At 49.6% G+C, this 17,466-nt stretch carries 15 protein-coding genes and 2 pseudogenes; 1 reads left to right on the forward strand and 16 read right to left on the reverse strand.

What is annotated here, in order from left to right; translation table 11 throughout:
• Nucleotides 1-6 precede the first annotated feature (6 nt).
• From NUV48_10740 to NUV48_10780, 9 genes are all read right to left on the reverse strand, one after another.
• Nucleotides 7-1,128 (reverse strand): DegT/DnrJ/EryC1/StrS family aminotransferase, encoded by a 1,122-nt coding sequence (locus NUV48_10740; GenBank protein MCR4442616.1) that lies wholly within the window; start codon nt 1,126-1,128, stop codon nt 7-9.
• A complete protein-coding gene (locus NUV48_10745; GenBank protein ID MCR4442617.1) occupies nt 1,125-1,703 on the reverse strand; it encodes an N-acetyltransferase in 579 nt (192 codons plus the stop codon). The genes NUV48_10740 and NUV48_10745 overlap by 4 nt, the downstream gene beginning before the upstream one ends.
• Nucleotides 1,700-2,143: an ArsR family transcriptional regulator gene (locus NUV48_10750; protein MCR4442618.1), complete on the reverse strand. Its 444-nt coding sequence runs from the start codon at nt 2,141-2,143 to the stop codon at nt 1,700-1,702. The genes NUV48_10745 and NUV48_10750 overlap by 4 nt, the downstream gene beginning before the upstream one ends.
• A 213-nt stretch (nt 2,144-2,356) precedes the next feature.
• Entirely contained in the window at nt 2,357-4,579 is a 2,223-nt protein-coding gene (locus NUV48_10755; GenBank protein ID MCR4442619.1) for an O-antigen ligase family protein, read from the reverse strand.
• Between the two features lie 229 nt (nt 4,580-4,808).
• On the reverse strand, nt 4,809-7,085 hold the full coding sequence (locus tag NUV48_10760; protein MCR4442620.1) for a copper amine oxidase N-terminal domain-containing protein: 2,277 nt from the start codon (nt 7,083-7,085) through the stop codon (nt 4,809-4,811).
• A gap of 392 nt (nt 7,086-7,477) precedes the next feature.
• Nucleotides 7,478-8,218 carry a WecB/TagA/CpsF family glycosyltransferase gene (locus NUV48_10765; protein MCR4442621.1) on the reverse strand — a complete coding sequence of 247 codons (741 nt, stop codon included), beginning with the start codon at nt 8,216-8,218 and terminating at the stop codon, nt 7,478-7,480.
• Between the two features lie 197 nt (nt 8,219-8,415).
• On the reverse strand, nt 8,416-9,351 hold the full coding sequence (locus NUV48_10770; protein ID MCR4442622.1) for an LCP family protein: 936 nt from the start codon (nt 9,349-9,351) through the stop codon (nt 8,416-8,418).
• Between the two features lie 97 nt (nt 9,352-9,448).
• Nucleotides 9,449-10,342, reverse strand: a complete 894-nt coding sequence (locus NUV48_10775) for an LCP family protein (GenBank protein MCR4442623.1) — start codon at nt 10,340-10,342, stop codon at nt 9,449-9,451.
• 97 nt (nt 10,343-10,439) lie between these two features.
• Nucleotides 10,440-11,015: a copper amine oxidase N-terminal domain-containing protein gene (locus tag NUV48_10780; GenBank protein MCR4442624.1), complete on the reverse strand. Its 576-nt coding sequence runs from the start codon at nt 11,013-11,015 to the stop codon at nt 10,440-10,442.
• Nucleotides 11,016-11,325: 310 nt separating this feature from the next.
• On the opposite strand from NUV48_10780, the gene NUV48_10785 reads away from it, so the two are divergent.
• Entirely contained in the window at nt 11,326-11,514 is a 189-nt protein-coding gene (locus tag NUV48_10785; GenBank protein ID MCR4442625.1) for a hypothetical protein, read from the forward strand.
• 62 nt (nt 11,515-11,576) lie between these two features.
• Here NUV48_10785 and NUV48_10790 read toward each other — a convergent pair whose 3' ends face one another.
• The 7 genes and pseudogenes from NUV48_10790 to NUV48_10820 form a co-directional block, all read right to left on the reverse strand.
• Nucleotides 11,577-11,936: a rod-binding protein gene (locus tag NUV48_10790; protein MCR4442626.1), complete on the reverse strand. Its 360-nt coding sequence runs from the start codon at nt 11,934-11,936 to the stop codon at nt 11,577-11,579.
• A 17-nt stretch (nt 11,937-11,953) separates the two neighbouring features.
• Nucleotides 11,954-12,793, reverse strand: a complete 840-nt coding sequence (flgG, locus tag NUV48_10795; GenBank protein MCR4442627.1) for a flagellar basal-body rod protein FlgG — start codon at nt 12,791-12,793, stop codon at nt 11,954-11,956.
• A 124-nt stretch (nt 12,794-12,917) separates the two neighbouring features.
• Entirely contained in the window at nt 12,918-13,655 is a 738-nt protein-coding gene (locus NUV48_10800; protein ID MCR4442628.1) for a flagellar hook-basal body protein, read from the reverse strand.
• A gap of 113 nt (nt 13,656-13,768) precedes the next feature.
• Nucleotides 13,769-14,812 carry a rod shape-determining protein gene (locus NUV48_10805; GenBank protein MCR4442629.1) on the reverse strand — a complete coding sequence of 348 codons (1,044 nt, stop codon included), beginning with the start codon at nt 14,810-14,812 and terminating at the stop codon, nt 13,769-13,771.
• 119 nt (nt 14,813-14,931) lie between these two features.
• Nucleotides 14,932-15,087, reverse strand: a pseudogene (locus NUV48_10810) (sporulation transcriptional regulator SpoIIID).
• A gap of 547 nt (nt 15,088-15,634) precedes the next feature.
• Nucleotides 15,635-16,693 (reverse strand): annotated as a pseudogene (locus tag NUV48_10815) (recombinase family protein).
• 56 nt (nt 16,694-16,749) lie between these two features.
• Nucleotides 16,750-16,947 carry a hypothetical protein gene (locus NUV48_10820; protein MCR4442630.1) on the reverse strand — a complete coding sequence of 66 codons (198 nt, stop codon included), beginning with the start codon at nt 16,945-16,947 and terminating at the stop codon, nt 16,750-16,752.
• Nucleotides 16,948-17,466: the final 519 nt, after the last annotated feature.

A 17,466-nucleotide genomic window follows, 5' to 3' on the forward strand; every position in this document is an offset into this window, starting at 1 on the left:
ACAAAGTCAGCCCAGGAATTCCTTAATCGAGTCAACCACATAATTTATTTCTTCATCATTTAATTCCGGGTCTATGGGCAACGCCAAAACCCTTTGTGAGGCCGCCTCCGATACCGGTAGGTCCCCCGGCCTGTACCCCAGCCCTTTGAAGCACTCCTGCAGATGAAGCGGCAAGGGATAATACACAGAGGTGCCAATTCCCTTTTTCTTTAAAAATTCGGCCAGCTTGTCCCTGTGGTCAACAGAAACAACGTACTGGTGAAAGACGTGGCCGTCTACAATCGCGGGACACGTAATCTTCCCCGCCAGCACTTTTTCTTCAAATGCTTTATTATACAAGGAGGCGACCCTGCGTCTTTTCTTCGACCATTCCGGGAGGTATTTGAGTTTAACGTTGAGAACTGCCGCCTGGATGGTATCCAGCCTGCTGTTGTATCCCACAACGCTGTGATAATACTTCGGTTTCGAACCGTGGACCCTTAATACAGCTATCTTCTCAGCCAAAGCGTCGTCATTTGTCGCAACGAGGCCACCGTCTCCATAACAGCTCAAATTTTTCGTCGGGAAGAAGCTGAAACATCCTATGTCCCCTATAGAGCCGGCTTTTCTTTTTTGACCGCGGTAGTTAACATCTGCACCTATTGCCTGGCAAGCGTCCTCAATAACTTTTATTCCATATTTTTCGGCCAGGTCCATAAGTTTCTCCATGTTGCAGGGCAACCCGAAAAGGTGGACCGGGATTATCGCCTTTATTATTTCGCGGTTAATGATATCCTCAACCTGTTCCGGGTCAAGATTGTAGGAAACAGGGTTTATGTCGACGAACACCGGCTCGGCTCCCAGCCTGCAAACAGCTCCCGCCGTCGCGAAGAAAGTAAACGTCGGGACGATGACTTTGTCACCCTTGCCTACTCCCAGCGCATGCAAAGAAAGGAGAAGGGCATCGGAGCCCGAAGCGACGCCCAGGGCGTGCTTGACTCTTAGGTATTCGGCGATGTTTTTCTCGAATTCATTTACTTGCGGTCCCATAATGTAGCTGCCGTTTATTAAAACCGTTTCCACCGCCCTATCAATTTCCTTTTTAAGCTGTAAATACTGTCCGGCTAAGTTTAACAAGGGCACTTTCATTCTTCTACCTCTTTTATTTCAAGGTCACTAATCATTATGTACATTGACGCGCACTTCTTACAAATCGACTTCTTGCCTTCAAAATTCAACTTTTCCCCGCACCTGCACACCCAACCTTTAAGGCCGGCCGGGTTGCCAAAAACAAGCCCATGATCCGGCACATCGGCGGTAACCACCGAACCGGCACCGATAAGGGCATATCGCCCAATAGTGTTACCGCACACAATGGTTGCATTCGCCCCAATACTGGCGCCTTTTTTAACTAGTGTCTTTTTGTATTCGCTTTTTCGTTCAATAAAGCTCCGTGGATTTATTACATTTGTGAACACCATGGACGGCCCGAGAAAAACGTCGTCCTCGCAAATGACTCCGGTATAAATCGAAACATTGTTTTGGACCTTGACGTTATTTCCCAAAATTACTCCCATGGCAATAAACACGTTTTGGCCGATATTGCAGTTTTCTCCTATCTTGCATTCTTTCATAATATGCGAGAAATGCCATATCTTTGTATTTTTGCCTATCCGGCAGGGCTCGTCAACGTATGAAGATTCATGAACGAAATAATCCCTCAACTTCTCTTATCCTCCGCTTCCCAAACGATTAGCGCATTATCAATGTCCAGGTTTCTTTTATATCTTTCAAACTCTATATTGCTGAACACTAATGTGCGAATCTTCCTGTTAATAAGCTGTTCGGATTTGTCTACCAGCAACTGTAGATAGTTTTTGTCGACATCTCCTACAATCACCAGATCGATTAAGCCGGAATCAATCCCCTGGGCATAGTCACCAGTAATAAAAGCTATTTCCACATTGCCGAGATGGGCTATCACTATATCAATTAACTGGTCGATCCCCGTATACTTAAGCACAAGACTATGTAAATCGGAAAAAAGGGAATGTTTCGTGTTCGCTTTGTATTTAATCGTTCTTCCATCTTTTTCAGTACACAGCAGACCGGCTTTAGATAGACGGTTAAGTTCCACCCTGATCCCATTTGTTGACTCACCCAACTCTTCTGCAAGACCCCGTAAATATGACTGGCTATGGGGATTGAGAAAAAACTTTAGCATGAGTTTTATCCTTGTTTTTGACGTGATCAATGATTCGAGCAAAAATATCACTCCAGATGTGAATTATAAATCGCAATGGTTTACGAGTAATATTATGACTCGTAAACCATTGGTTGTCAACCTTATGGTTTTGTTAAACGCCGTGCAATAATTTCATTTTACGCTCATTAACATTCCGATAGCTTTTTGGGCTTGATTTACTTCGTTTATTACCTTATCATCATATGCCTCAATATTATATCCATATACCAGAACCTCAGCCCATTCCATGGGCTGCTCATTATACTTTTTCGACGTCTCAAAATACTCTTTTGCCTTTTCCATATCATTAAGATATATATAAACATACCCAATTGTCTTTATAAGCTTGGGGTGTTTTAGCCGCCATTCAGTACGCCACGGGTAATCTTTCGGCACTTCTTTTTCCTGTCTCTCTGCCATTTTTTCTATTTCAATCGCTTGAAGCAGGTGTTTTTTACCCTCAATAATGTTTTCTTTATTAATTATTAAATCTTTAGCCAGAAGAAGTTCTATATTTGCCGCATCTGCATATTCGCTGCCGTCATATTTATTGATACTAATCGCCTTTTTATAATAATCAACGGCTCTCGCATCGCCAATAAATGCCAAATAATTAGCTTTAGTGGAATACCAGTCTGACTGGTAACGGTCATATTTAATGGCATAATCCACATGCTCAAGCGCTTTTTCCATATATTTAACATCCATTGAATCCACATATTTATTGAAATATATGTTGGCAATGTTCATATGGGTTTTTTCGGCGAAGGGATTAAAGCGCGCTGCTTTTTCCGCATATTTTAGCATCAGATCAATATCACCCTGCTTTTGAGCCCCTACTATTTTATCGTTATAATAAATCGACAGCACCAATGAACAAGTGCTCAAAATAAAAACCACTGTTATGATAATAGCTGCAAATCTAACCGGGCGTAAAACCCATCCCTTTGATTTTGTATTTCCATTAATTACACCCAACATCGACCAGAAAATAATCCCAATAGCTCCATATGAAAAATCAAAGTCCATAATCCCATGGATAAACAGCCCCAGCGCAATTATGCCAGGAAGAGCCAAGGCTCTATTACTTTTTGTAAATAAAGCTTTAATTATTAATAATAGCGATGCTCCGAGAAATGACAGCAGACCAAGTGCACCCGATTCCACAGCGATTTCAAGTATATTATTATGAACCTGAGTAGTGTAATACGGCAGCGATCGAGCTGTTTTATACATCGCTTCCCAGGCGCCGCCGCCATAACCAATTAAGGGAGATGCGGCAATCAATTTGATTGCGTCCTTATAGAATACTATCCTATGGTAAATGTCAACATCGTTAATGTTTAAGTTGATAATTCTACCCAGCAAATTATAAGCTATAAAGCCTCCTTTTGTAATCCCATATAAGAATATTGAGACAACCGCAGGAAATATTATGGCCTTTAAATATTTGTCTGCTTTGTCGTTATTGCTGAAATATCTCTGAAATATATAATTAAACCCTATTAATGCAGCAGCCCCTGTCAGCACTAACCCCCAGGCAAAAAAATAGCTCTTGCTAATAACCCTGTCCAGAAATAAAACGCCAATTCCCCCGCCTGCCATTAACTGACACATAATAAGGGCCAATGCCTTATTTTTATTCCAGGCCTCCCAATTATAAATGAATAATAAAGCAGTCATTATTGCAAAGGTTATAAAACCTCCCCTAGACTGAGTACCAAATAAGCATATCAAAATTAAATAATTAGCTATTAATAAAAACAATCTTTCCGCAGTATTTTTTGTTTTACCAAATCCATTTAAACCAATCATTAACACTGCAGACAAATATACTGCCAGCGTATTGGCGTAGCCAAAAGTTGAACCAATCCTGTTTCCGCTGAAGGACCGTTCAAAAAGATTTAAGCCGTCGGAAGCCGATAAAAGGCCAATCACAGCAACAGCAACACCAGTTATAAATATTGCTGTATAAAGCGATTCATGTTCCCTTTTAATACAAATACATTCTGCAGCAATCAAATATACCATAAACAGACCCAGATAATTATAAGCGGCCTGGATGGAAAGCCATTTATTTGCTCCATTAATTATGGCCATGAAGTTTATCAATACAAAAAAAGCAATTAATATATCAATTAATGAAAATTTACTATTAAACCCCTTAACCAAGGCAACTAAAAAAAGCATCCCTATTAGAAGGTTTATTATCAGTTGATCTCGTTCAAGAAAAACACCCTTCCAGAGTGGCGAAACCACCAAGAGAATTATCAAGCCATAATATAGGTATTTGATATAATCTTCTTTCTTTTGATGCCCTGCTAAATGGCTTCCCTTTTTAATATTTCTAGCCATTCAACTCCCCCTCTTATCAGGATTGTGTAAAAAGACCACTTGTTCAGAAAACACCACTTCTTCATTAGTACACATTATAAATATAACACATAACAACTTTATTGTAAGACACTACTTTATAGGAAACATTTGCCTTAGTTGACAATACAGCAAAGGGTAGTTTTAGTCCTACAAAACAGCAATTGGGCAAAAAAAGGAGAGGCTCGCGCCTCTCCTTTTTTAGTTGTGATTATTGGGTGTAAGACACAGCCTGAGTGGCCGCATCGTAACCTACTGTCGCGTCAAACGCTTCACCGACTGCCCGGAACGGCAGCACAGTGCGACCGTTCTTGATCTGGGCAGCAACATCAGCGGTAACCGTGGAGGTTACACCACCCTTGACCACGGTGATGGTGTTGGAACCAATAACGATGGTAACTGTCCTGTCGGAACGGGTCAGGGTTACAGTCTGGGTAGCTGCATCCCAGCCGATTTCAGCGCCGAAGGCGTCGGCAACGGGACGCACGGCTACGAAGGTGCGGCCGTTCTCAATAAACGGAGCTACATCGGTAACCTTGGGAGCGCCGTCCTGAACATAGCCGGTAGCGCCGATAAACATGGTAACTGACTTGGCGCCGACAACCACTTTCGGAGCGCCGAATTCAAGCGTGATAGAGTTAGTGAAGCTGATGTCATTTGCGCCGTCAGTAGCGGTGATAACCACCTGGGCTACAACTGTACCCGCCTTGTTGCTGGAGATCTTGAGAGTGGCTGAGCCTTTTTCCTTGATGTTTTTCACGATTTCAGAATCCGTGCTGTTGCTGACAATGGCATCAGCAGGCTTGGAGACGATGTAGTAGCTCGCTGTAACGTCGCTGATATCGTTGCCGCCCGGGACCTTGGAGCCAAGAGCAACAGGTTTGCCGTCAGCGTCTAGCAGTTGGGCGGTGATAACGGCATCCTTGCCAACCTCGGTAACCCCGGCAGGGCCGGTCAATTGCAGGCCGGAAGCCTGTTTCATAACGGTGATGGTAGCGGTGGCGCTCAGGTTCTTATCCTTGTCAATGACCGTGATGGTTTTTTCGCCTGCATATTTTTCGTCAACGTTTACCGTATCAAACGCACCAGTAGCAGCGTTAAGGTTTTTGATTGCGCGGGTGTCGCTGGCAACAAACTGCAGATTTGTGGTTATTTGCTTAGACACGCCGGCATCGTCCCATCTCTTTACGGTAGGTGCCGGGACAGTTGCGCCGATAGGCACCACACTGGGCTTGTATTCAACCGTCAATTTTGTGGGTGTTCCCTGCTTCTTGACGGTGAATTTGAGATCGACGTATTTGCCCGAATCGAAGTAGGCTTTGATGGTGTAGTCGCCTTCTTTGTCAAGCTCTTTACCAAATATCTTCATAACAAGATATCCGGTGGTGTCTTCGGATTTGAACAGATAATCGGTTGTTTCAGAGGTGTTTTGATAGATTTTCTCGTCCATAGCGGCATCGGTCGGCCTTTGAGTTGCTTCAAACTTGAGGCCCAAGTTGCCGGCCGCCAGGTTAACGGGAGCTGTAGAAATATCTACGCCGTCTTTGTTCGTAAGGCCGCTTACTTTCACCTGGTTCCCGTTGACGTCCAGGAGCTTGAACTTGAACTCTTTGTCCGCATCCTTGGCAATTAACTGGTTGTTGTCGGAAATTAGTTCGATGTTGTAAAGGTCGTTGGCATTAAAGTTGACATATACTTCTTTTTCTACATCTCCAGATTTGCCCTTGATGGAATATTTGCCAGGCTTGGAGGCGAACACTTTTACCTTAGCTATGCCGGCAGCGTCAGTGACAATCGATGTTTTGCTGAAAGAAATCTCGGGCTTGCTGGCAGTAAATTCGACTGTCGTATCCCGGACAGGCGCGTTGTTTTCAGCTGACAGCTTGAAGGATATCTCATAGTAGTCGACGCTGTTGCCGTTAACAGTAGCATCGTTATAGGGGTCTCCGCTGGTACCCGCAGAACCGTCGTTTTTGTCAATTGTCAATACCTCAAGGGTTTTAGCCGCGGGAGCTGTGAAGGTTACGTCAAATACCCCGTTTTGCAGGATCTTTGCGTCTTCAGCAGATGGAGCACCGCTGCCTCCATAGAGGTATTGCTCAATTATGGTTTTGCCGGCATCAGGCAAGCCGAGAGCGATTTTTGCCGCTCCAGGAACATTGGATTTCACTTTGAAGCTAGCCTTACCAGTGGTGACATCTGTTATAACATACTGTAAGGTGCCGTCAAATGTGCCTGAATCTGCGGCAAACGTTTCAGTGGTACGGTTACTGGCAAAATATACCTTTGTGCTGCCCGCGATGGAGTTATCGGAATTATAAGTATACACGGTAACTTTGATCGTGTCGGAGCCGTTCGCCGCGACCGAAGTCTTGTCAATGCTGGCAACTGAAGCGAACCTGTCGGCAGCTGCAAACGCAGACAGCGGCAGAAGTGTCATCATGAACACTACTAGTGTCAAGATGGCAAAAAGCTTCTTGGATTTCAAACTATATCCCTCCTTAAAGTTTTCAAGGTCCTCAAACCCAATGTCTTTGACAGTGGGCCTGTGCCCGGGTGAACTTACCCCCGGGGGCGGTTCCTGCCGCGAGGTCGGCTTCTTTCGGGAGCCTGACACCGGGCATCTTGCTTGGAACCTCTACGCACTTCTATGTATCTCCTTTACACTCTAAGTGGCCCAACCACCCCCTTTAACGGGATTTAAGCAATTAACCTAAAACCTAAAGGTTTGTTTTTTTACCTTTAGAAAATTAAGGACTGTGAAAATAAAAGCAATAGTACGCCAAGTTACTATACCACATTATATCACAGCAGGCGTCCAAGTCAATAACCATAAATAGTAAATCTGTGCAGATTCGGAGGAAATAATCAAGAAAAAGCTCATTTTTTGTTTTTCAGCCTAAAAAGAAGCACCAGCAGCACGAACCTCGGCAAGGCCATCATCCGCCGGATGCGAGAAGGCTGGCGGCACAGCCGGTAAAGCCATTCCAGCCCGCGGCGCTGCATCCATTCCGGCGCCCTCCTGGCCGTCCCGGCCAGGATGTCGAAGGACCCGCCCACGCCCACGGACACGGGAACCTTCAGCTGATCGATGTTCTCGCGGATGAACGTCTCCTGCCGGGGTACTCCCATGCCCACCAGGAGGATGTCCGGTTTCGCCCTGTTGATATTCGACACGACCTCTGCCGTTTCCTCCTGGGAAAAGTATCCGTGGTGGTAGCCGCAAACCCTTATTTTAGGGTGGCTGCCCAGGACGTTCAAGACAGCTTTTTCCACCACGTCCCTGGAAGCCCCAAGAAAATAGAGGCCCCAGTCCTTTTTCTCGGCGAGTTCGAGTATGCGGTAAACCAGGTCTATCCCGGTCACCCGGCCGGGGAAAGGGGTCCCCAGAAGGCGGCCCGCCAGGACAACGCCCGCCCCATCCGCCGTGACCAGGTCGGCCTTGTCCAGCACGGCATGAAAATCCTTGTCTATGTAAGCCCTGTAAATGATCTCGGCGTTGGCCGTGACGATCTGCCGGGGCTTTCCCTGCTCCACCATGACGCCTATCCATTCCACAACCTCTTCCATGGACATCCGGGCCACCCGGACCCCCAGGATGGAAACGGTCTCGATCTTCATAGACGTTTAACTCCTTTAAATTGTTCCTCAAGGGACTTTCGGAGTTTTTCGGGCGCCGGCTTGCGCAACCGGTTCCTTAATTATATTACCCTCGCACGCGGCAGGGCAAACACCAATTAGGCAACTGCAAACTAAAATGCGCTGTTATGAGGGCTGTTTTGGGGAATTTCCGCCGTTTCTTTCGTTATTGCTCCGGCCTAGCCCGTTTTTTTCCCGTAGATTTTTTCCAGCAGGGCGGTAAGGGCTTTTTCGTCGGCTATCCAGTAGCTCGCACCGTAGTTTATGTCATCGGCCTGTCCCGGGACGATGAACGCTTCGAGCTTTATTTCTTTCACATCGCGGAACCTGTTGGCCAGGGCGATCATTTTCTGCACCGGCATGTCGGTCTTCACCTGTTTGTTCAGTTCCTCCAGCAGGTCCGGTATTTTCCATATTGTGGAGAAGGTCAGGGCCTGGTCGGCCAAGGCCCGGAAAAACTTCTGCTGCCGCTCTATGCGGCCGATGTCGCCATGCCCGTCGCCGCGCCAGCGCACGTATGAAAGGGCATCCCGGCCGTCCAGTTTCTGCAGGCCGGCCTTCAGGTCGATCCCCTCTTCCGGCAAATACATCCTCTCTTCCACGTTGATGGTGATCCCGCCGAGGATGTCGATGATGCTGCTGAAACCCGCAAAGTTGGTCTCCACGTAATAGTGGACCGGGAGGTCGAGAAATTTTTCCACGGTTTTGACCGTCAGCTCGGCCCCTTCCACGGCGTGGGCGTAGTTGATCTTGCGGGTAACCCCCTTGCCCGGTATGTCCACCCTGGTGTCGCGGGGTATGGAAAGGAGGTGGATCGCTTTTTCCTTTATGTTGATGGAAGCCAGGATGATCGTGTCCGCCCGGGCCGGCTCGTTTTCCCGCTGGTCTATGCCCAGGAGCAGGATGTTCAAAATATCCTGCGAACTGTAGAGGGGCTGCTCTTCGCCTTTTTTATCGGGAGGCACGAGGGGATCGAACAGGAGCCGCGCGCCCCAGAAACCCAGGCACGCGCAGAGCAGGAAAAGTGCGGCTGCCAGGACCAGGCCTGCCGGGGTTAAACCCGATCTTTTCCTGCGGGCCAGGCGCGGCAGGTTTATTTCTTTTTCTGTTTCCATCTTTTACCTCCACCGGTTGCGCCGGCCGCCGCCCGCCTGCCGCTGCCTGTAAAAATTTTTTAATAGAAAGCGGAAACCGGAAGGCGGCAAGCGAAAATCATTTTCTCGCCACCTGAGCGGTGCTAAGAGGTATGGCCAGGAGTTCCCGGAGAGCGGGCATGTCCGGCTCCCAGTACCAGAGCCCGTCGATTTTCTTGTTTTCGCCGGGCAGCACGCAGGTGGAAATGCCCTTTTCCAGCACCTCGGGAGCGATGCGGGCTAAGGCGCCCATTTCCTTGACCGTCAGGTCGGTTTTCACGTCTTTCTGGAATATGGAAATGAACTGGGGCAGCTTTGCCAGGTTCTGGGCCTTCAGCACCTTTTCCGCAAGCAGGGTGATCACCTGCTGCTGCCTTTTTACGCGCCCGATGTCCCCTTCGCTGGTCCCCCGAAAGCGCGTGTAAGCCAGGACCTGCTCGCCGTTCAAGTGCTGCCTGCCGGGCTGCAGGTCAATCCCTTCCAGGGGCACGTACATCCGCACCGGCACGTCCACTTCGATGCCGCCCAATTCATCCACCAGTTTGACCAGGCTTTTGAAATCCGCGAGCACGTAGCGGTCTATCTCCACGTCCAAAAAATCGGAGAGGGTCTTTTTGGTGAGTTCCACGCCGCCGTATGCGTAGGCGGCATTGACCTTGTCCCAGGAGCCCTTGATCCTGACCCTGGTATCGCGCGGTATGGAAAGGAGCTGGGCTTCTTTTTTCTCCCCGTCCAGGGAAGCCAGAATGATCGTGTCGGCCCGGTCGTTAACTCCCTGCCGCCCGTCGAGACCCAGCACCAGGACGTTAAACCGGTCAAACTCCGGTTTCGCGCCGCTTTCGCCGCCCTGGCCCCTTTTTTCAGACAGGGTTTTGGGGTAGGGGAGCCGGAAATACCTGTCGAAGGCCAAATAACCCAGGCACAGGACGGCCGCCAGGACGACAGCCGTCTTAAACAGTGTTGATTTGCGCATGTTTTACCACCTTATTTTCGCTTTAAGAGGCACAAAGGGAACCGGGTTAAGTTAACCGGATGCAACGGGTATGAGATGTATAGAATCGCTGCCGGAATCAGCGGAACACGGCAGCGGTCTTGCTCTCCGGGTCCCATTCCAAAGAGGCCCCCATGTGCTCGCCGATAAAGCGGAGAGGCACCATGGTCCGCCCGCCGGCAATGAACGGGGCGGCGTCCAGGGAAACGTTTTTCCCGTTGGCGAGGGCCGTTTTCCGGTCAATAAACAGCTCTATGGTGGTATCGTCCAGTGAGCAGGTAACCCGGCGGGACTTTTCATCCCAGGAAAAAAGCGCGCCGAAGGCTTCCCCGACGAAGCGCAGGGGAACCATCGTCCGGCCGTTGACGATAACCGGCGCCACGTCCAGGCCAACCGGCCGGCCGTCGATGGAGGCGCTCGCCTGGCCGATGACAATCCTTATTTCCGTCATCAGCCGGCTTCTCATTTCCTTTACGTCACGCTGCATCTGGGCAAAAGAAGCCTGCAGCGCTTTTATCCGCTCCTCGAGCGGGCTGGTGGCCGTTATCAGCCAGTTGTCAAAATAGTGTTTCGTCATGAGCTGCTCCTGGGCCAGAAGGGGAAGGGCCAAGAGCAGCAAGGCCAGGAAAACGGCGACGGCTGGGCTTTTTTTCATGACCGCTCCTTAAATCGTCTGGTTATAAAAATATTAACGGCGGTAACAGGAACTATTCTACACGTAAAAGCTTAATCCTGCAAGTCTACCGCTGGTAATTTCCCCTTGCCGGCAGGGCGGCGATTACCTGTTCACGATAAAATTGTAAGTAAAAACCAGTTTTGATGGTAATATTTATAATTCGGTGATAAATTGTTCTTATTACAAAAAAATATCTTAACATTTTCTTATTTTTCTACTATAATATAGAAAAGGCACCTATCTTCCGGGAAAAATTTCGCAGAACTGAGCCAGAAACGAGGTGGATTCTTTGACAGAAAACCAGCTTAATCTTTTATTGTCCGAACGCGAGCGCCTGCTCAACGCATGGCGCACGGCAGACGGGGCCGACAGGATGGCTATTTTGACGCGCATCGAAGATATAGACGAGCAGCTCAATCACGCCGGCAACAGGCCGGTAACCCGCAGGATTTTACCGCGCCGCTTTTACAGGAGATAAGTGGAACAAAAAAATGAGAGCAGGGTTAACTGCTCTTTTTTTTGTGCTTTTGCGCCGTCATTTTATTTGCTTTCGCCCGCTTGTTCTTTCAGCTGCCTGTACAGCATATCGGCCAAGCCCAGGCTGTCGCGCGAGCCGGCAATCAGGCTGCTGTAGGATTCATCCAGCATGTCGCGGTACATTTTGGCGGCGGAGCTTTCCGGCAGCAGGCCGCCCTGCGGGATGGCCGACCGCATCTGCCTTAACATGAGGTGAATGAACACGGCCTCGATGTCCCGGCAGGCCTCTTTCAGTTTTTTATCGTCTTTTTCTTGCTGGACCTGCCTGATTATTCTTTGAAAGTCGCCGCTCTCCTTTTCCCGCACGCCCGTTTCAATGCTCGCGGCGGCAGGAGAGCTTCCGGCAAGTGAGTTGATCATCATCCGCTCTCGCCTCCCCGTTAGCGCTTCAGGTTGTTGGTCAGGCCCATGATGTCGTCGGAGGTCTGGATCGATTTGGAATTGATCTCGTAGGCCCGCTGGGCGATGATCATTTTAACAAGTTCTTCCACGATTTTTACGTTGGACGACTCCAGGAAACCGGAGCGCAAAAAGCCCATGCCCGGATCGGCGGGACTGCCCACGACCGCCTTCCCGCACACTTCATTGGCCACGTAGGTGGTGCCGCCCACCGATTCCAGCGCCGCCGGGTTGGGGAAGGTCGCCAGTTCGATCACCGGCGCGGCCGCATTATCGGCGCCCACCTTTTCGGTGGAAACTATCCCGTCCAGGCTGATGCTCACGGTGTTGGTATCGGTGTCGGGCTTAATGTACTTCATTTGTTTCCCTTCGACCTGCAGGGAACCCTCCGCGTTTGTGTTGCCTTTTGAGGAGAGCAGCGGGTAGCCGCTGGAATTCACCAGGTAACCCCTGCTGTCGATGCGGAAAGTCCCGCCCCGCGTGTAGCCGACCCTGCCGCCGGGGAGTTCGACCATGAAGAATCCCCTCCCCTCAATGCAGAGGTCCAGCGGGTTTTCCGTCTCCTGGGGGTTTCCTTGCGAAAAGTCGTTGATGGTGCAGGCGGCTCTCACGCCGCACCCCACTTCCAGGCCGTTCGGATTGAAAAAACCGCTTTCCGAGGCAACCGCCGGCCTTATGGTCTGGTAAAGCAGCGACTGGAAATCCACCCTGCTTTTTTTGAAGCCAATCGTATTGACGTTGGCCAGGTTATTGGCGATAACGTCGATGTTCAGCTGCTGCGCCTGCATTCCCGAACTGGCGATAAAAAGCGCGCGCATCATTTCTTGCTTGCCTCCCTCCCTTAAGTATTGATTTGGTGGTTGATGGTTTTTTGTCAGGCAGTCGCTGTAACGGTTTCCTCTGTCGGTCGGAAACCGGGAGGCCTCTGGCATGCAGTCCGGCCTCTTACACGCGGGCTATTTCGTTGACCGCTTTTTCCAGCGCGGCGTCATGGGTCTGGATCACCTTCAGGTTGGTCTCGTAGGCCCGCATAACCTCAATCATGTTCATCATTTCGGTGATCGGGTCGGCATTGCTGCCCTCAAGGAAGCCCTGCATGATTTCAGCTTTAACTTCCTGGGGGTCTTCGCCGCGAAAAAGGGAAGAGCCTTCTTTGGCCATATTCTTGACGGCCACTACGCGCAGGCGGTCCGTTATTTTCCCCTCGCACAGCACGTCGCCCTGCGCGCTGACCGTAAACTGCCCGCCTTTTACGGAGATTTCCCCCTTTTCGCCCATGACCGGGTACCCGTCCGTTGTCGCCAGAACGCCCTCCGGGGTCAGGTTGAACTGGCCGCAGCGGGTATAGCGCTCGCCCGCGGGCGTGTTCACCACAAAGTACCCGTCGCCCTTGATCGCCAGCTGGCACTGGTCCTCCGTTTGCTCGTACTTCCCCGGGCCGTAGTCCGTTACCGCGCAGTCGAGCCGCACGCCCAGGGACATTTTGCCCACGTAAGGAGGCCTGTCCCCTCCAGCGACCGGGTCATTGAGCCGGTAAACCAGCATCTCCGGGAACGACCTGGCGATGACCTGCTCTTTTTTGAAACCGGCGGTGCCGACATTGGCCAGGTTGTTGGCCGACACTTCCTGCCTGGTCTGTAAAAAGGCCAGGCTCATGGCGCTGGTATACAGTCCTTTTAGCATACAACACCCCCTTTCGCCGGCCGGCAGAGCCGGCATTATATTCTATATTCTGTCAATCATATGTAAATTCCTGTCGCTCCATTAAAAATAGGCCAATCTTTTTGGCGGGTTTGTCAGCTTTTGGTCACCCTGGCCTGGCGTTTGAAAGAGCGGGCGCTTTCCAGCGAATCCAAGTGTTCCAGGGCTTTGGCCGTGCCCATGGCCACACACTGGATGGGGTTGTCCGGGATGTGCACGGGAAGCTGCGTCTCATGCGAAATGAACTTGTCTATCCCGTGCATGAGAGCGCCCCCGCCGGTGAGCACGACACCCTTGTCCATGATGTCGGCAGACAGTTCGGGAGGGGTTTTTTCCAGGACCTCCTTGCAGGTTCCCAGGATTGCCTCCAGGGGTTCTCTGATGGCTTCGTGGATCTCCACGGCTGATACGGTGATGTTTTTGGGCAGGCCGCTGACCAGGTCCCTGCCCCGGATCTCCGTGGATTTTTTTTCCATTTCCTGCGGGAAGGCGGAACCTATTTCCATCTTGATTTCTTCGGCCGTTCTTTCCCCGATCATCAGGTTGTGGTACCGGCGCATGTAGCGGACAATGGCCTCGTCGACCTTGTCCCCGCCGATGCGGATCGACTTGCTGGTCACGATGCCCCCCAGGGAAAGGATGGCTACATCCGTCGTCCCGCCGCCTATGTCTATAACCATGGACCCGCTGGGCTCGCTGATATCAAGCCCTGCTCCCAGGGCGGCGGCCAGCGGTTCTTCGATTAAAAAGGCCTCTTTGGCCCCGGCGGAAACGGCCGCCTGTTTAACAGCCCTTTCTTCCACGCTGGTCACCCCGGAAGGGACGCCGATCATGACCCGCGGCCTGAAAAAGAACCTCTTTTGCAGGGCCTTGCCGATGAAATAGCGCAGCATCCTTTCGGTTACGTCGTAATCGGCTATTACGCCTTCTTTCATGGGACGGATGGCCACAATATTGCCGGGGGTTCTCCCCAGCATGCGTCTTGCTTCTTCGCCGACGGCAATGATCTGCCCGCCGGACTTGTCAATCGCCACGACAGACGGTTCATTAAGCACAATACCCCTGCCTTTGACATACACCAGCACGCTGGCAGTGCCCAGATCAATTCCAATATCCTCGCCAAAATTAAAGAAGAACATGAGGCCACCAATCCCCCTAACCCCCATAGTTTTCGTTTTCCCCTAGCAAAGAGAATTCCCGTGGCTCATATCTTCTACATTAATCGAGTTTTTTCCTTTTTGCTTCAAAAAAAATTAGATTAATTTTCTTGCGCTTCCTTATATTTTCTTTTGGTCGCCTCACCGCCGCGCAGGTGCCGTTCCGCCTTGTTTTGCTCCAGCACATACTTGACCTGCGCCGCCAGCTGTTTGTTGATCGCTGGCAGCCGTTCGGTCATATCTTTGTGTGTTGTATTTAGTATTGGTGTCGGTTTTGGTTTCAGGCGGCATTAGGAATGTGCCGGAAAGCAGGATAGGGAAGCTCAACCCCTCCAAGTCCTCGTTGATGTTGAAATGCACATAGATTTCTTCCTCGGACATCACCCGGATTTCCTTGATGATTTTCTTCAAGTCGGTATTGTCTATACTGTCGGTAAATTTAAAATTATCAAAGGCCTCCATAAACCTTTTCAGGCTCTCCCTGATTTGCCTGTTGAGCTCTCTGGTTTTGTCGGTGCTGTTTAACTTGAAGGAAAGCCTTTCTATTTCGGCGTTGAGAGGCTGCATGTCCTGCTTTGCTTCCTCCATGGTAATCAGCCCGTCCACCGCCAGCCTCTTGATGCGCTCGCGCTTGGCCTGCAATTCCTCAAGCTGTTCCCTGGCCTCGTCAAGGTCATAGCCCTCGCTTTCCCTGATGTATTCTCTGACCAGGGCATTGCATTTGCGCTCCACAGCCTCAAAGAAGGCTGCCTTATCCTTTATAAGATAATTAAAGAGCCTGTCCAGGCCCTCTTTAAGCCAATCTTCATTTACCCTTGCATATTCCGACTCGCAGCGGTTCTTTCCGTAAGCGCTCCGCTTGGAGCAGGTCCACCAGACATATAGGGGTCTGTTCTTGGAATGCCTTCTCTGATAGCGCCGGTAAGAAAAGCCGCATGACCCGCACTTAATCAAATTGGAAAACAGGTGCTTGTCGCTTCGCCGGGTAAACGTGCCCTCATAAGCCTCGGCGTTCAGCTTCATCTGTTCCTGCGCCTTGTAGAACTGCTCGTCTGAAATAATGCGGAATTCCGGCCTTTCAACGATATACCATTCGCTTTCAGGGTTATTGGCCCTTTTATTGGTGAATATATCAATGCTGCTCTGTTTCCCGTTGATCACGCGGCCGATATAAATCTCGTTTTTCAATACTTTGCCGACAGTATTCTGCGACCAGTTGCAGTTGGGCTTTCCGTCCTTCAACTTTTTGGTTTTTACCCTGTTCTGATACAAGTATGAGGCAATCCTGGCCATGCCCCACTTTTCCTCCGTATAGAGGTCAAAAATTCTCTTCACCCATTCGCATTCTTCAGGATTAGGTACAAGGGTATATCTGTCGATCCTGTCATAGCCAAAAACAAAGTTGGGCACCCGTCCTTTTTCCTTGCCGGGCTGCTTGCCGAACTTAACCTTTTCCGAAATGCGCTGAGACTCATTCTCCGCAAGCATGGCCATCAAATTCAAAGTGAAGCTATCAATATCCTTGCCCTCGCCCATATTGACAAGGTGCAGGCAAACCCCGTAGGAATTCAGCTCTCTGGTAACGGTGATAAAGTCAAGAGTGTTTCGGAAAAGCCTGCTGATGTCCTTTACATAAAGCTTCTGGAATTCTCCGCGTTTGGCCGCTTTGCGCAAACGCTGCAGGTCTTTTCTGTTTTGCATTTTGGTAGCCGACTTGCCCTTGTCGCAGTAAATGGCTACCAGTTCATCCCCCCTGCCGGGTATGTACCTCTCAAAAAACTCCCGCTGGTTTTCCAGGGAGCTTTGCTGTTCTTCTTTATCTGTACTGACTCTGATATAGGCGGCAGCCTTCACCTGAATCATCCTTTCTGTTACGTTTGTCCGCACTCAGGTGGTGGATTATAACGGAGTGCGTCTCATTAAGTCAATGAGTCATTCAAATTCTCTGTGTTATCCGAATTCTCATCGACTGAATCCGTAACAGCGGATTGAGTGACGGCTTCGACCGCCGAATTTATAATGCTCCTTGCAACCCCAAAGGACAGAGCATCCAATATCATTTCCAGGATGGCGGGATCAAGACTTTCTTTTGCGATATTCAGTTGCGCTTGTCCCATCTCCCCACCCCCAAACTTCTCTCTCTGTCTAATGTATATTAATGGCAAAGCGGTTTTATTCCCTGATAAACTTAACAGGCTTCGAGCCTTTGCGTTCCCTTTCATTGCTTTTTCTCCATCTTCTCTGCGCGCAAAGAGGTTTATTCAAGCTTGCAAGTCCATGCTATCAGGGATTGTCTGTTTTCATTTCGAGCGGGTTTATAGGGACGTCTTGAATCCGGTTCCGCCATGCCGAGCATGAAAAAACAGACGATGAATTGTTTTCACCGCCTGCCTGCTGAATAATTTTCTTTGAGATTTTAAAAATTTCTCTATCTTTATAAAAGCTGCTCTCGAATGCCTATGGCTTGCTCTTAGCCGGTTTTTTCACCGTAAGAGTCATTGGCCGGAGGTAACCCAAATCCCGTTTTTCAATATCCTTGCGTGACTTTACTAACGCAATCTGCTCGCCCCTGATTTTCCGTGTATTTGCAGGGTTTTTCCGTATATATAAACTAACATGAGTTACACTTCAAGACA

The organism is Peptococcaceae bacterium (assembly GCA_024655825.1).
In the GTDB taxonomy this organism is placed as follows: Bacteria; Bacillota; Peptococcia; order DRI-13; family PHAD01; genus JANLFJ01.